Annotated in this window: 12 protein-coding genes and 1 pseudogene; 8 read left to right on the top strand and 5 right to left on the bottom strand. The window is 69.3% G+C overall.

The window, feature by feature from the left end; translation table 11 throughout:
- Positions 1-33: 33 nt before the first annotated feature.
- Genes BM140_RS20405 through BM140_RS20395 form a run of 3 tightly spaced genes read right to left on the bottom strand, consistent with a single transcriptional unit; the run spans position 34 to position 2,112 of the window.
- Positions 34-720 (bottom strand): SDR family NAD(P)-dependent oxidoreductase, encoded by a 687-nt coding sequence (locus tag BM140_RS20405; protein WP_091950526.1) that lies wholly within the window; start codon positions 718-720, stop codon positions 34-36.
- On the bottom strand, positions 717-1,784 hold the full coding sequence (locus tag BM140_RS20400; protein WP_091950524.1) for a single-stranded-DNA-specific exonuclease RecJ: 1,068 nt from the start codon (positions 1,782-1,784) through the stop codon (positions 717-719). Before BM140_RS20400 ends, BM140_RS20405 begins: the two co-directional genes overlap by 4 nt.
- 25 nt (positions 1,785-1,809) lie before the next feature.
- Positions 1,810-2,112 carry a hypothetical protein gene (locus BM140_RS20395; protein ID WP_091950522.1) on the bottom strand — a complete coding sequence of 101 codons (303 nt, stop codon included), beginning with the start codon at positions 2,110-2,112 and terminating at the stop codon, positions 1,810-1,812.
- A gap of 214 nt (positions 2,113-2,326) precedes the next feature.
- Between BM140_RS20395 and BM140_RS20390 the strand changes: the two genes are divergently transcribed.
- Positions 2,327-2,839: a DUF892 family protein gene (locus BM140_RS20390; RefSeq protein ID WP_091950567.1), complete on the top strand. Its 513-nt coding sequence runs from the start codon at positions 2,327-2,329 to the stop codon at positions 2,837-2,839.
- A gap of 79 nt (positions 2,840-2,918) precedes the next feature.
- Positions 2,919-3,110 (top strand): hypothetical protein, encoded by a 192-nt coding sequence (locus BM140_RS20385; RefSeq protein ID WP_091950520.1) that lies wholly within the window; start codon positions 2,919-2,921, stop codon positions 3,108-3,110.
- Positions 3,111-3,592: 482 nt separating this feature from the next.
- Here the strand turns inward: BM140_RS20385 and BM140_RS20380 are convergent, their stop codons facing one another.
- Positions 3,593-4,483 (bottom strand): 3'-5' exonuclease, encoded by an 891-nt coding sequence (locus BM140_RS20380; protein ID WP_091950517.1) that lies wholly within the window; start codon positions 4,481-4,483, stop codon positions 3,593-3,595.
- A gap of 234 nt (positions 4,484-4,717) precedes the next feature.
- Between BM140_RS20380 and BM140_RS20375 the strand changes: the two genes are divergently transcribed.
- From BM140_RS20375 to BM140_RS20365, 4 genes are all read left to right on the top strand, one after another.
- Positions 4,718-4,918, top strand: coding sequence for a hypothetical protein (locus tag BM140_RS20375; RefSeq protein WP_091950515.1), 201 nt, complete (start codon positions 4,718-4,720; stop codon positions 4,916-4,918).
- Between the two features lie 481 nt (positions 4,919-5,399).
- Complete coding sequence (locus BM140_RS20370; RefSeq protein WP_091950513.1) at positions 5,400-5,783, top strand: hypothetical protein; 384 nt, start codon at positions 5,400-5,402, stop codon at positions 5,781-5,783.
- Positions 5,780-5,908, top strand: coding sequence for a hypothetical protein (locus BM140_RS26625; RefSeq protein WP_280142616.1), 129 nt, complete (start codon positions 5,780-5,782; stop codon positions 5,906-5,908). Before BM140_RS20370 ends, BM140_RS26625 begins: the two co-directional genes overlap by 4 nt.
- Positions 5,909-6,025: 117 nt before the next feature.
- Positions 6,026-8,269 (top strand): ParB N-terminal domain-containing protein, encoded by a 2,244-nt coding sequence (locus BM140_RS20365; RefSeq protein WP_091950511.1) that lies wholly within the window; start codon positions 6,026-6,028, stop codon positions 8,267-8,269.
- Positions 8,270-8,404: 135 nt separating this feature from the next.
- Here the strand turns inward: BM140_RS20365 and BM140_RS20360 are convergent.
- Positions 8,405-8,860 (bottom strand): annotated as a pseudogene (locus BM140_RS20360) (MucR family transcriptional regulator); the annotation flags it as partial.
- Between the two features lie 199 nt (positions 8,861-9,059).
- Between BM140_RS20360 and BM140_RS20355 the strand changes: the two are divergent.
- Together BM140_RS20355 and BM140_RS20350 are read left to right on the top strand one after the other, a co-directional pair.
- Complete coding sequence (locus BM140_RS20355) at positions 9,060-13,415, top strand: strawberry notch-like NTP hydrolase domain-containing protein (RefSeq protein ID WP_091950509.1); 4,356 nt, start codon at positions 9,060-9,062, stop codon at positions 13,413-13,415.
- A 25-nt stretch (positions 13,416-13,440) separates the two neighbouring features.
- Entirely contained in the window at positions 13,441-14,499 is a 1,059-nt protein-coding gene (locus BM140_RS20350) for a DUF7146 domain-containing protein (RefSeq protein ID WP_091950506.1), read from the top strand.
- Positions 14,500-14,772 lie beyond the last annotated feature (273 nt).

Here is a 14,772-nt window from a genome sequence, read left to right as displayed (position 1 = left end):
GTTCGTAGGCTCCGATGCCGCAGACGGACGGCTTCACCAGGGCACCATTTCTCCGGTGTAGTCGAGAAAGTGGCAGCCGCGTTGGCCAAGGCGGGATTCCAGCACGCCGACCATGCCGCGCGCGCTCGTCTCGACGGCGAGGGTGGCGCGGCGTCCGCCGAGATCGGTGCGAACCCAGCCCGGATGCATGAGCACGACGCCCCAATCGGCCCCCTCGTGCTGGCCGGCGAAGGAGCGCGCCAGGGTGTTGAGCGCCGCCTTGCTCGCCCGGTAGCTGCTCCAGCCGCCGCCGCGGTTCAGCGCGACCGAGCCGAGTTTGGAGGTCATCAGCACGATGAGCCCGCCCGGCGCCACCCGGCGGTGAAAGGCTTCGGCGAAGCGGATCGGGCTGACCGCGTTGGTCTGGAACACCGCGCCGACGATCTCCCGCGGCAGGAGGGCGGCGGGCGTGCCGGCCTGCGTGGCGATTCCGGCCACGACGAAGACGATGTCGAAGTCCGGCACTTCGGCGAGCCGCGCGCGCAGGTCGGCGACGGCCGCGTCGTCGTCGATGTCGACGCCGGCTTCGATCTGCAAGCGGTTGCCCATGGCGAGGTCCGCGAGCGCCGCCGAGGGCTGCCGCACCGTGGCGGTCACCGCCCAGCCGCGGGCGAGGAACTGCACCACCAATCCAAGGCCGAGCCCGCGCGAGGCTCCGACGACGAGCGCGCGACGCCTCACGCGACCCGCGCCTCCGGCCCGAAGCCGAGCCCCTCCGTGAACCGGTTCCACGTCTCGACCCGCACCTGACCGCCGGTGGCGCGGCGGTGCCCCTGGGCGAACTGGTCCTCGGACCCGAGCGGCGGCGCACGCTCTTCCAGGAAGCCGATCAGGTTCGGCACGCCGAGGCTGCGGACCGCGAAATGGACGTATCCGGCGCGAAAGCCCGCATTGGCGCCGATCACCACCTGTCGCCGCAGCCGGTGAATCCACGATTGCGCGACGAGCGGATGGATCTGGCAGGGCGAGTCGCAGCGGATCAGGGCGACCGGAACGGCAAACAACGGCGGCACCGCGCGGGCGGCGTCGAGCGCCGCCTTCACCTCGGCCCGCGCGGCGTGCAGAGCCGCCGCGTCCGGCTCGGTGCCAGCGACGATGTCGCGGGGCCCCTGCGCCCGCAGCAGCATCCGCAGCGCCGGGCCGGCATCACCCGAGGCCGAGCGGCGCGGCGCATTGACGAGGCTGACCGCCTCGCGCAGCGCCTTGGCGGTGTGGGCCTTGCGCAAAGGGCCCATGATCTCGGGGAAGTCGGCGCTCGCCGCCCGCTCACCGAGATCGCCGACGAGACCGATGCCGGCGAGCCATGCGAGGTCGTCCGCCGGGCCGAGCGAGGCGGCGCAGGCATGCGCCAGCAGGCTGGAGGTCGGGATCGGCGCATCCGCATGGCCGCTGATCACTATGGCGTCGGCGGCTTCGGGCCAGGAACGCGGCACGTGATGATCGACGAGCACCGTCGGCACGCCGGGCAGGATCGCGCCGGCCTGCACCCCAAGATCGGTCACGACGAGGCCACCCGGCGCGTGCGCGGCGAGTTCGTCCCGGATCGCGGGCGACCACGCCGACTCGCCGCGCCCGATCACCCGGACCGGCCGGGGTTCGCGCCCCGTGCGGGCCAGCGCCCGCCAGAGGAGGGCGCCCGCCGACAAGCCGTCGGCGTCGTCGTGGCAGAGCACGATGGGCGCACCCGGACCGAAGCCCGCGACGGCCTCGGCGAAGGCGGCGCCGTGCGCGGCGAGCGTGCTCACGCGGGCCGGCCCCGGACGATCCGGCTCACGCCTCCTCGGCCTTGCGGCGGCCGCGGCCGTGCTGGTCCTTGGTCAGGGCGGCGTTCTCGGCGGCGGCGAGCTTTTCGGCCTTGCCGGCGGTGGCCGACGAGGTGCCGGCCTCGGGCGAGCCGTCGGCGTCGGCGGTGGAGGCGGCGGGTTTCGGGTGCCCCTTGCCGTCGGTCGGCGACGGGGCCGGGCCGCCCTCGGTGACGACCGGATGGCCGGCCCCCGCCTCTGCGCTGCCGGCGGCCTGCACCTCTTCGGCCTTCTGGGCCTTGGCGGATCGGCTGTGGCTGGTCTCGGACATGCGGTGCGCCTCGCGTCGATGGGGTCGATGTCGGGCGGCAACCGGCGCTCCGGCGGTCGGGTTGCCGCGCCACTTGACGCATAGCGGCCTCACCGGGCCGGCGGCTGCGGGCGAGTTGGGACGAGGCGCTTCCGTCGCAGGGTAGCCGCAGGAAACGGCTTCGTGTCGCCTGGGTTTGCCGCCCGATCACACCATCATTCGGAGCGACGACGGCATGGCCACGACCGATATCGGCACGATCTACGCGGGGGCTCTGCGCAACACGCGCGCCCTCGAAAAGCAGGGCCTGGAGCAGATGGAGCGTCAGCTCTCCGGGCTCGAGCGCTATCCCGATTACGCCGCGGTTCTGCGCCGCCATGTCGAGACGACCAAGGTGCAGCTCGACCGGCTCGATACGGCGCTGGAGGCGATCGGCGAGAGCCGCTCGACGCTGAAGGAGACTGTCACGAGCGTGGCCGGCTCCATCGGCGCGGCCGTCCACGCCACCGCCCAGGACGAGACGCTGAAGAACCTCTACGCGGGCTACGCCTATCAGTACGATCAGGTGGCGGCCTACCGTTCGCTCGCCGTGATCGCGGAGCGAGCCGGTAAGTCCGATCAGGTCGCCTTCTTCCGCGCCGCGGTCGAGGAGGAGACGAGGGCCGGCGAGGCGATCGCCGCGCTGATCGAGCCGGTGACGAAGACCTACCTCGACCTGACCCTGAGTGGCGCCAAAGCCGATAGCTGAGGCTCGAACCATAAATGCCGACTGGAGCGGTCGGGAAACGGCCGCTCCCTCCGTCCCGCAGGCCCGAGACCGTACCCCCATGGACGATCCCACCCCCGTCGCCGTCACCGTCGAGACCTGTCCGGACAGCCTCGAGCGGTACCGCTGGCACTTGACCGACGGTGACGGCGTCTCCGTTCGGGTTTCGCCGGAATCCTACGCTTCGCCGGAGGATGCGGGTTCGGCCGGTGATGCTGCCCTTCGGGCGTTCGGGGCGGCTCAGCTCAGTTGAGGCGAGCACACCACCTGCCGACCGCATGGCGTTCATGAGCACCTGCCTGAAAGGTAAGTGTTTGGCGCTGCTGGCCTCGTGGCCCGGTCTGCCTCCTCAAACGCTGGTACAGGTGGGTCGACGTTCATGACGCGCGGGAACGGTGGATACTGATCCGTCCGTTCGCCAAACTGAAGCTCAATGAGAGAAACAAGCCGCGCTAAGTGCGGCCGCGCCGCCAATCAGTGGCTTTTCCGGCTGCCTGCACGAGTCGGCTCGATGAGGGCGTCGGACGTCAGAGTGCTTTGATGCGTTCGTCGACAACCTGCGTGCCGTCTCCACCGATGTGTCGGCGGATCTGCGGCTGCATGGTGTCGCCCGTGGCCTCTGATAGCGGCTCAATGCTACGGAGGATGACGACCTTCCGGATGAGCTGCAAGACTTGGTCGGCCAGCTGACGGAACGCGATGACCAGGATGGTTCGGACTGAGAGGACCGGCCGGCTAGAATTCTGGGTTGGTCCGAGCGGAGAACCGGTCGCGGGCGGTGAAGCGGTCGGCCGGCAGCTCGCCGCAGGGGCGGCGGTAGACGATCTCGCTCAGGAAAGAGCGCTCGATCTCGATCTGGTCCTCCTCCAGGTCGATGTACCAGCAGCGCCGCGCGCCGCTCCAGCGGTAGCGCCGCGCCTTGAGCAGATCTTTGGTCTCGATCGGCGAGCCCTGCGCCCATAGGCGCACGGTCGGCCGGCGGGCGGTTTCGAGGAGACACGACAGGGCCAACCGCCCGGAGATCCGCAACGGGCTGTCGAGCAACCGCAGCAGGGCGTGGCAGTCGTCGATCGCCCGGTGGCCGTTGTGAAAAATTCCGTGGTCGATCAGCAGGTAGCCGAGCTTCATGCCCTCGTGCCCCTCGGCCCGCCATGGTATCTGGTGGCACGAGCAGGCCCAGTTCTTCTCGGCAAACACCGGCCAGCGGCCCTCGCACATCTGCCGGTCAAAGCTGGCGTTGTGGGCGATCACTACCGCAGCGTCGGCCGCGAGCGCCTGCACGGCTGCATCATCGATGCGCTGGCCGGCCACATCGGCATCAGTGATTCCAGTCAGCCGGGTGATCTCCGACGGGATCGGCTTCTTGGGCTGGTGCAATTGGTTGAACGTCTCAAGCACGCGGTAGATGCGCCCGCTGGCGCCGTACTCGAATTTGAGGATGCCGAGCTCGATCACCTCGTCGGTGGCGAAGTCGGTGCCTGTGGTTTCGGTGTCGAGCACCAAGCCGATGAACGTCGGCTCGTCCGGTGCATCTGAGCAGTCGACGAACGGCGTGAGGCGGCGCAGCACACGGTAATCCCCTGTGCTTTCGAGCACGGTCGCGATGCTGTCGAGGGGCTGGTTCACGGCGGCACGGTCCCGGCTTGGTTCTCCTAGAGCCGGCGGCACCTCTGCTGTGCGGCGGCGCCGATCAGCTTAACCGCGCCTGCGACAGGCTGGCCAGCGCAGAAACCCCGCCCGTCCACAAGACAGGAACGAGCGCGGGAACCGGGCCACGGCTTGCCGGTTAGACACTCAGATTGGACCTGTTCTAATTCGCAACAGGGCGGCCTTGGCCGTCAGCAAACTCAGGAGCATCCCATGGCGAACGCCAAGTGCGAGAGCTGCAAGTTTTTCGACGAGCACAAGGTCAATGGCGCAGCCGCGCAAAATGACGAGGGCCTGTGCCGTTACAACCCGCCGGTCAGCCAACCCGGACCGCAGGATCACGGCCTGTGGCCGGTGGTTGGGTCGGCCGACTGGTGCGGGCACTATGCGCCCGAGTTGACCGCCGCGGAATAGGTCGATCCGTTCCCAGAGCGATTGAGGGCCAACTGAAAGGCTGACCCTCTGTGACCCGCTCCGGGCAGATCGGCTGCCACGACGTGCGCCGATCTGTGCCGGGATCCGGGTTGAGCCGTCTGCAAAGGCGAGCTGCATCCCAGGTGAAGACGAGTGGGGGATATCCCTTTGACCGCCCGTAATTGGCCTGAAAATTATAATTTGAATTATCTTTAACCGCAAAGGTGATCTGTGAAAGCACATTATTGGTTTTCTGCAAAATATGTTGGGATTGATTGATACAAGATCGAAGGTGGGTCGACATTAGACCCGCGCCGGCGGGCGCGTACCTCTTTGATGGAACGATCCAGTCGCTTGTGCGAGAGGATGTAACGCTTCGTCTTCTGTCGATGGTAGGGCAGGGTGAGGTCGGCTTGGTCGTCTCCTATGGTTCCATAAGATATCTTATGCGAACGCCTGTCATGTGTGCTTAAGCCTCGCGATGGCCGGCAGTTTGGAAGAATCGACCGACGGTCTGCAAACCCTCGATGTTGTTCGACTTGTAGCCGTTCGGCCCCCTCCCCTGCTTCTCCAGCATGAGGGGCAGGGGAAGGTCGAGGCGCTGATCGAGGCGGTGGCAGCGTGTTTCGAGGACCCCGAGATCGGGGCCCGCGATGCCCTGGCCTGGGGCAGCAGCGTCACCTTCGCGGCCTTCCAGAATTTCGTAATCACCCCCGGCCTCGACGCCTTCTGTCGGGCGTACGGTCTCATCTGGCATCGGTTGCGGCTGCCCAGGTCGGGCAGTTCGGGGCCGGTCTGGAATACTGGCGCCCCGGTCTGGCGGCGGCGCTCGAGCAAGCTGCCGATGACGGCGGCGCACCGATGATGACGCTGGCGGCCTTGAGGCGCTGTCACCATGGCGGTCCGACCCTGGCCGACCTGATTGATCGTCTCGGACAGGCCGACGCCACCACCGTTCCACCTCTGAGCTTGGCGGCGGACAGCGCCTGATCCGGTCCGGTCCGGCCCCGCGGCCCCTTCCAGAGTCGGAGGGGGGCTTCGCTTGCGTGAGGGTTTCGAGGTCGGGAGAGAGGTGCCCGGCCGCCCGCACACAGGGACGATGCGACCATGACGTGCACGAAGGCCACCACGAAGACCGTTGCCAAGATCACCCTGACCGAGGCGGTCGCGATCCCGTTCGACAAGCTGGCCCTGAGCCAGGCGAACGTGCGCCGGATCGCTCAGGGGATGAGCATCGAGGACTTGGCCGAGGACATCGCCCGGCGTGGCCTGCTGCAGTCCTTGAGCGTGCGCCCGATCCTCGACGCGGAAGGCCAGGAAAACGGCCGCTACGAGGTGCCCGCCGGGGGCCGGCGCTACCGCGCCCTCGAGCATCTCGTGAAGACCCGGCGCATGACCAAGGGCACCAAGGTGCCCTGCATCGTTCGCCCGGCCGATAGCGCGATCAGCGCGACCGAGGACTCGATCGCCGAGAACGCCATGCGCGAGGCCCTGCATCCGCTCGACCAGTTCCGGGCGTTCAAGGCGCTCGCCGACGGCGGCATGTCCCACGCCGACATCGCCGCTCGCTTCTTCGTGTCGGAGAAGATCGTGCGTCAGCGCCTGCGGTTGGCCGGGATCAGCCCGGTGCTGCTCGACGCCTATGCGGCCGGGGAGCTGACGCTGGAATGCCTGATGGCGTTCTCCGTCACCGAGGATACCGAGCGCCAGGTCAAGGTGTGGGAGGCCCTGTGCAAGCGGGGCGGGGTAAGTATCTGGTCGATCCGGCAGGCGTTGACTGATCGCACGGTGAGCGTGGGGGATGCCCGCGCGCGCTTCGTCGGCGAGGAGGCCTACGTGGCTGCCGGCGGCATCGTCCTGCGCGACCTGTTCGCCGAGCGCGGCGACGGCTGGTTCCAAGATGCCGCCCTGCTCGACCGGCTGGCCGAGGAGAAGCTGGCCGCCGTTGGGCAGGAGGTGGCGAAGGAGGGCTGGAAGTGGATCGAGGTGTCGCTATCACTGATGACGGGGCGAACCTACGGCCTGCGCACCCTGCGGACCCGCTCCGAGTTGAGCGCGGCCGAGGAGGAGGCCTTCGAGGCAGCGGTCGCCAGCTATGACGCGCTCAACGACGCGTATGGCTACGGCGACAACATCCCGGAGGAGGTAGTCGAGCGGCTGGCCGCGCTGGAAGCTGAGATCGCCGAGTACGAGCTGCGCTCCAATATCTACGACCCGGTCGACATCGCGATCGGCGGTGCCTTCGTCACGCTCGACTACGACGGCCGGCCGTCGGTCCGTCGCGGCTATGTCCGACCGGAGGACGAGCCCGTCGCAGGCCCGGAGGAGGAGACCGCGACGGCGGTCGCAACGGAGGCTGGGAGCGCGGGTTCGCAGGAAAATGCCATCGGTGCGGGCTTCACGGAGGCGGGGGCGGAGGGTCACACCTTCCGACCAGAAACCAGAGTGATGCGTACGACCATCACGATCGGCGGCGGCTCGGCGGCTTCCAACCCCACAGCCGAACCGGAGGAGTCCGACCGGCCGCTGTCGGAGCAGCACCGGACCGAGCTGACCAGCTACCGCACCATCGCCCTGCGCGAGGCTCTGGCCGACGATCCTGAAGCCGCGTTCATCGCGGTTCTGCACGCGATGGTGATCCGGGTGATCGTCCTCGGCTACGGCACCGGGACCTGCCTGGAGGTGTCGACCATGTCGAGCCGGGTCGACCACTCTGTCCAGGGCCTCGGCGCCTTTCGACCGGCGAGCGCCCTCGACGCGCGGCGTGAGGCCTGGGCCAAGCGCCTGCCGGAGGACCACCACGCGATCTGGGACTTGTTGGTCGATCTGGCTCCCGAAGAGCGCACCGAGCTATTCGCGCTCTGCGCGGGCTTGAGCGTCAACGCGATGCATAGCCCCTACGACCGGCGTCCCGACGCGTTGCCGCACGCCGACCGGCTGGCCCGGCTCGTCGGGCTCGACATGACCCGGGACTGGTCGCCGACGGCGGCCAACTACTTCGGTCGCGTGACCAAGACCCGGATCCTCGCCGCGATCCGCGAGGCCAAGGGCGAGGACACCGCCCGCCTGCTCGAGGGCCTCAAGAAGGGGGACATGGCGCGCGAGGCCGAGCGGCTGATGGCCGGCAGCGGCTGGCTGCCAGAACTGCTGCGCACCCCCGGTCTCGACACCGAGGCCGCGGCCATCCCTGACGACGCGGCCATCGCGACCGACGAGCCGGCTGGAACCGGTGGCGCGGCCGAACCGGAGGAAGAACTGGCCGAGGATCTCCCGGCATTCCTTGCCGATGTCACGCAGGCCACGGACCCGGACGGGTTCGAGGCGAACGTCTACGCTGTCGCGACCGAGTAACTCTCCCCACCGCCGCTCCCGGCGCTGCCATCGGCGGCGCCCCCCCGAGCTTCGCGGCTCGGGGTTTTTTGTCGGGGCCTTCGAAGCCTCCGGCAGGAGCTTCCCAAAGTCCCGGTCGTCATGGCCTAAGCGCATCTGCTCCGCGAGCTGAGCGCGCTTGCGCGTGAAGAACGGAGTCACCATCGGATAATTGCCCGGCAAACCCCACTTGGCGCGGTACGCCTCCGGTGTGAGATCCAGGTTGGTCAGGTGCCGCTTGGGCATCTGATAGGCCGTCTTGTCCTCGAAAGAGACCAACGCCCTGTCACGGATCGAGGATCTGATCCCCTCGCGCGTCGGACGCTGTCCGACCGCCATGGTCTTCGAACGCTTCTGGGGAGCCGTTTCCTGTGGTCGGTCTCGCAGAGACACCAGGGTCTGACCGATCTGCCGGATCGGCGGACCGATTTCCTTCGAGGGGATCGGGTTGTTGTCCAGGTACGATGTGGCGATCCGAACGGTCACGGCCACGATCGAGCGGTCATTCGCGTCGGCCTGGGTATGCTGCGGTCGTTGCAACCGAACGTTCCGCTCCCGTAACTCGCCAGCCATGTGAAGCTTGTCTGTAATGTTCGTCAATAAATCAATCAAGTAATAACGCGGAAGAATGGCGGTTGTGGTTGTGAATATCTCGTAGGGACTGGTGGATCGGGTTGGCTCACGAGAGCGAGAGGAGGTCGGACGGGAGTGAGCCGACGGTTGGACAGAGAAAGTCCTGCGGGTCGGCCGATCCCCCGCCAGGAGGCCGTCCGTGAACGTCTCGATCCGCACTCAGCACCTCTACAGCACGTCCCTCGCGCCCTCGACCGCGCCCGAAGCCCTGTTCCGCGCCGGCTCGCGCCTTGCCGACCGGCTCGCGCAGGGTAGAGCGATCGACACCGAGGCCCTGCGCGCAGCCATGGAGATCGCCTGCGGCGGCAGCGACGCCGACGGGCTCTGGCTTTGGAAGGACGCCTACGAGGCCGGCGAAATCGCCCAGGTGCTGTTCCTACGCCGGTTCTGGCCGGCGATCCGGGCCAAGGGCGCGACCCCGGCCGCGCGGCTCGCCCTGCTCACCCGTATCACCGCGATGCTCCCGACCCAGACGCGCCGCTCCGAGGAGAGCGAGGCGTTCCAGCAATTCTCGACGCCGCTCGCCCTCGGCTTCGTCGTCGCCCTCGCGGCCGGGCTGCGCCCGGGCGAGCGGGTGCTGGAGCCCTCGGCCGGCACCGGCCTGCTCGCGGTTCACGCCGAGCTTGCCGGGGCGCGCCTGCATCTCAACGAACTGGCGGCGAGCCGCGTCGGCCTGCTCGCCCAACTCTTCCCGGCCGACGCCATCACCCGGCACGATGCCGCGCAGATCCACGACCGGCTCGACGCGGGCGTGATCCCGGACGTGGTGCTGATGAATCCGCCGTTCTCGGTCGCGGGGCAGGTTGAGGGTCGGTATCGCGACGCCACCGCCGACCATCTGCGCTCGGCTCTGGCCCGGCTCGCTTCCGGCGGTCGCTTGGTCGCCATCACGGGTGAGGGATTCCGGCCGGATCGCCCGTCCAGCGCGGGGGCGTTCGCAGCGCTGGCCGAGCGCGGCGGACGGCTGGTGTTCTCCGCCGGGTTGTCGGGTCGAGCCTATGCCAAGCACGGGACTACAGTCGACGTGCGCCTGTCGGTGTTCGACCGGATGCCCAAGGACGAAGTTGTGGTCCAGGCGGCCCCGCTCGGCCTGTGCGCCGATCCCAACGCCCTGCTCCACGCTATACTAACCGAGCTACCACCCCGCCGCCTCGCGATCCCTGCGCCCGCGCCGGCCCAGCGCAGCGCCATTCCCGGCTCGACCCGCCGGCCCGCCGTCGCACGCCCGACGGCGCCGCGGCCGGCTCCCGCCGCCGCGCACGAGACCGTCGCGCCGATCGCCTACACGGTGATCGAGGAGCTGCCGGCGACGCAGGTGGCCGAGGCCGCCCTGTACGAGGCCTACGCTCTGGAGACCCTGCGGATCGAGGGCGCACAGCCCCATCCGACCCCGCTGGTGCAATCGACCGCCATGGCCTCGGTGCGCCTGCCTCGGCCGAGCCACGCCCCGCGCCTCCCAGTGCCGATCGTGGCTCAGGGCCTGCTTTCGGAGTGCCAGCTCGAGACCGTGATCTATGCCGGTGCTGCGCACGCCCGTCACCTGCCGGGCCACTGGACCGTCGACGAGACCGGCACGATCCTCTCGGCCGCTACTGCGGACCAAGAGGGCGCGATGCGCTTCCGCCAGGGCTTCTTCCTCGGCGACGGCACCGGGGCCGGCAAGGGCCGCCAGGTCGCCGGGATCGTCCTCGACAACTGGATGCAGGGCCGGCGCCGGTCGCTGTGGGTGTCGAAGTCCGACGCGCTGCTGGAGGATGCCCGGCGCGACTGGCGCCATCTCGGTCAGGAGCCGCTACAGATCGTCCCGCTGTCACGCTTCGCCCCGGGCAAGCCGGTGACGCTCGCAGAGGGCATCCTGTTCACGACCTTCGCGACGCTCCGCGGCGGCAGCCGCAGCGTGGCGGGCTCGCGCCTCGATCAGATCTGCGACTGGCTCGGGCCGGACTTCGACGGCGTGATCGCCCTCGACGAGGCCCACGCGCTCGCCAACGCCGCCGCCGGGTCGGGGGACCGTGGCGTGGTCGAGGCCTCGCAGCAGGGGAAGGCCGGGCTCAGCCTCCAGTACCGGCTGCCCGAGGCCCGCGTGCTCTACGTCTCGGCCACCGGAGCGGTGACGGTCGAGAAGCTGGCCTACGCCCACCGCCTCGGCCTGTGGGGCGGCGGATCCTTCCCGTTCCCGACCCGCACCGACTTCGTCTCCGCCATGCAGCAGGGCGGCCTTGCCGCCATGGAGGTGCTGGCCCGCGATCTGAAGGCGCTCGGCCTCTACACCGCCCGTTCGCTGTCCTATGCCGGCGTCGAGGTCGAGATGCTCGACCACACACTCACCCCGGAACAAACGGCCATCTACGACGCCTATGCCGACGCCTTTCAGGTGATCCACACCCACCTCGACGCGGCGCTCAAGGCCTCGGGCGTGACCGGGTCGTCGGGGACGCTGAACCGGGCGGCGAAGTCGGCGGCCCGCTCGGCTTTCGAGTCGAGCAAGCAGCGCTTCTTCAACCACCTGCTCACGGCGATGAAGTGCCCGAGCCTGATCGCCGACATCACCGCGCAGATTGAGGCCGGCCACGCCGCCGTCGTGCAGATCGTCTCCACCGGCGAAGCGCTGATGGAGCGGCGTTTGGCGGGAATCCCCTCGTCGGAATGGGGCGACCTTCAGGTTGACGTCACGCCGCGCGAGTACGTCATCGACTACCTCGCCCACGCTTTCCCGACCCAGCTCTACGAGCCCTACACCGACGCCGACGGCAACCTGCAATCCCGGCCGGTGACCGACGACGAGGGGCGGCCGGTCCAGTGCCGCGAGGCGGTCGAGGCCCGCGACGGGCTGATCGAGCACCTGTGCGGGCTCAAGCCCGTGCAATCGGCCCTCGACCAGATCCTCCACCACTTCGGCGTGGGGGCCGTGGCCGAGGTGACCGGCCGCTCCCGCCGGATCGTGCGGCAGACCGGCAAGGACGGCGTCGATCGCCTCGTGCTCCAGAGCCGCCCGGCCGGTGCCAATCTCAGCGAGACGCAGGCGTTCCAGGGAGACGAGAAGCGGATCCTCGTGTTCTCCGACGCCGGTGGCACCGGCCGCAGCTACCACGCCGACCGCGGGGCGAAAAACCAGCGTTTACGCGTCCACTACCTCCTGGAGGCCGGCTGGAAGGCGGACGCCGCGGTGCAGGGGCTCGGCCGCACCAACCGCACGAACGAAGCGCAACCGCCGCTGTTCCGGCCGGTCACCACCGATGTGAAGGGCGAGAAGCGCTTCCTTTCCACCATCGCCCGCCGCCTCGACACCCTCGGGGCGATCACCCGCGGCCAACGCCAGACCGGTGGTCAGGGCCTGTTCCGGCCCGAGGACAATCTGGAGGGGGCCTACGCCGCCACGGCTCTGCGCCAGCTGTACTGGGCCATCGTGCGGGGCGAGATTGAGGGCTGCCCGCGCGAGACCTTCGAGGCGATGACCGGGCTTTCCCTGCTCAACGATGCCGGATGCCTGCTCGACGAGTTGCCGCCGATCGGTCGCTTCCTCAACCGGGTGCTGGCCCTGCGCATTGCCATGCAGAACCGCCTGTTCGCGGCGTTCGAGGAGCGGCTGGCCCAGGTGATCGAGGGGGCGATCAGCGCCGGGATTTACGATGTCGGCGTCGAGGTGCTCACCGCCGAGTCGTTCACGGTCACGGATCGCGAGGCGGCCTACACCCACCCCGAGAGCGGCGCGCGCACTCACCTCCTGACGCTCAGTGAGCGGCGTCGGCTCCATCCGCTCGACCTCGACGGCGCCCTCGCCCTGGTCGCCGACGGCTATCGGCCCATGGTCAACGCGAAGTCCGGGCGGCCGGCGCTGATGGGGCAGGCCGCGAGCGAGACACGCGACGACGGTTCCGTGGCGGCGCGAGTGCGGCTGGTGCGCCCGCTCCAACGCCAGATCCTCGACCGCGACGCCTTCGATCGCTCGCGGTTCGAGGTGGTGACGCCGGAGGCCTTCGGAACGGCCTGGCGTCATGAACTGGCGAGCCTGCCGGAGTTCGAGGAGCGCACCCTCTACGTGGTCACCGGCCTGCTTCTGCCGATCTGGGACCGGCTGCCCGGCATCGACATGCGGGTGTTCCGCCTCGTGACGGATGCGGGCGAGCGCATCGTCGGCCGGGTGGTCGAGCCCGAGGATCTTCACGTCACCCGCGAGCGGCTCAACCTCGGCGCTGACGTCGCCATGGCCCCGGCCGAGGCTTTCGCCGCGGTGCTCGGCGGGCACACCAGTCTGCATCTGGCCGGGGGGCTTCAGGTCAAACGAGCCAGGGTGATGGGCGAGGATCGGGTGGAAGTGATCGGGGTGAGCGAGGGCGCGCGGGCCGGGCTCAAGGCGTTCGGGCTGTTTGCCGAGGTCATTGCCTACCGCACCCGCCTGTTCATCCCGGCCGGCGAGCGCGGGGCGGCCATCCTGGCCGGGGTGTTCGAGCGCCATGCGCTGTTACGTTGCGTCGCCGCTTCCGCTCACGCTTAAGGCTCGAACCCGACGGAGGCCGGCCATGCCGACCCATCCCACCGCCGCGGACCTCTCTCGCCAGCTCGCCGACAACGTCGAGGCGTTCTGCCGGCGTTACCTGTCCAACGGCTACCGATCCGGCCGTTGGTGGTGCGTCGGCGACGTCCACAACACCGAGGGCGCGTCGATGTACGTGCGTCTCACTGGCCCGAGCCGGGGCAAGGGCGCCCGGGGCAAATGGGTGGACGGAGCCACTGGGGAACACGGCGACTTGCTCGACGTGATCCGGCTCCAGCGCAGCAGCGACTGGAAGGACGCCATGGCCGAAGTACGGGCGTTCCTCAGCTTGCCCCCGCCTCCGGAGACGGAGCAGGCTCGTCCGATCCCGGAGGTGCGGGATACGACCGAGGCGGCGCGGCGGATGTGGCGTTTCGGCCGGTCGCTCACGGGCAGTCCGGCGGCGGCCTATCTGCGCTCGCGTGGGATCGACCACGCGCTCGGTCTGCCCGCCCTGCGGTTCCATCCACGCTGCTTATACCGGCCCTCTCGCAAGCATCCGGGACCGGACACCTGGCATCCGGCCCTGCTCGCCGCCGTCACCGACCTGTCCGGCGCCGTCATGGGCATTGGCCGGACCTGGCTCGCCGCAGACGGGCGCGGCAAGGCCGACCTCCCGAAGCCGCGGCGGGCGCTCGGCAACCTGCTCGGCCACGGCGTGCGCTTTCCCGGTACGGTTCCGGATCTCCTGGTGGCCGGGGAGGGCGTCGAGTCGGTGGCATCCGTCCACCGTCTGATGCCCACGGTGCAGCATGTGGCCGCGCTGTCGGCCGGAAACCTCGGCGTCCTGATCCTTCCTTCCGACCTGCGCCACCTCTACATCGCCCGCGACGCCGACGAGGCCGGCGAGCGGGGGGCGACGATCCTGCGCCAGCGCGCCGAGGCCGCAGGCATCCTCGTCAGCGAGCTGATTCCCCGCGAGGACGACTTCAACCGCGATCTCTGCCATCTTGGACCACGCGATCTCGCTCTGCATCTGGCGCCGCAGCTCGACCGGAACGACGCAGTGGCCCACCTCCGGTTCGACGAGGCGGTGGCGGCCTGATCGAACCCGGATCGGGGATAAGAGCCGCAGGCTCAGGGCCGGAGGGGGCCCGTGTCCACGGCCTTCTCGAGAGGACGACGGATGCCGGGCCGGGGGCCTTGGATGCAACGGTCCCGGCCGACGATTTTCCGCCGCCGCCTGACGGCGGCTTTGCATCGCGAGACAAAATCGACGGCCTTAGAGCCGTCCTCCGCTGTGCTTCGGCCCGCGCCGCCGCATCGCGAAAGGTGCGATGCGGATGGGTGCGCGGGTGCTCCAGGCCCCGGGTCCGGC

It is taken from the genome of Methylorubrum salsuginis (assembly GCF_900114375.1).
Classification (GTDB): Bacteria; Pseudomonadota; Alphaproteobacteria; order Rhizobiales; family Beijerinckiaceae; genus Methylobacterium; species Methylobacterium salsuginis.
This window is presented reverse-complemented; position numbering and strand designations above follow the sequence as displayed.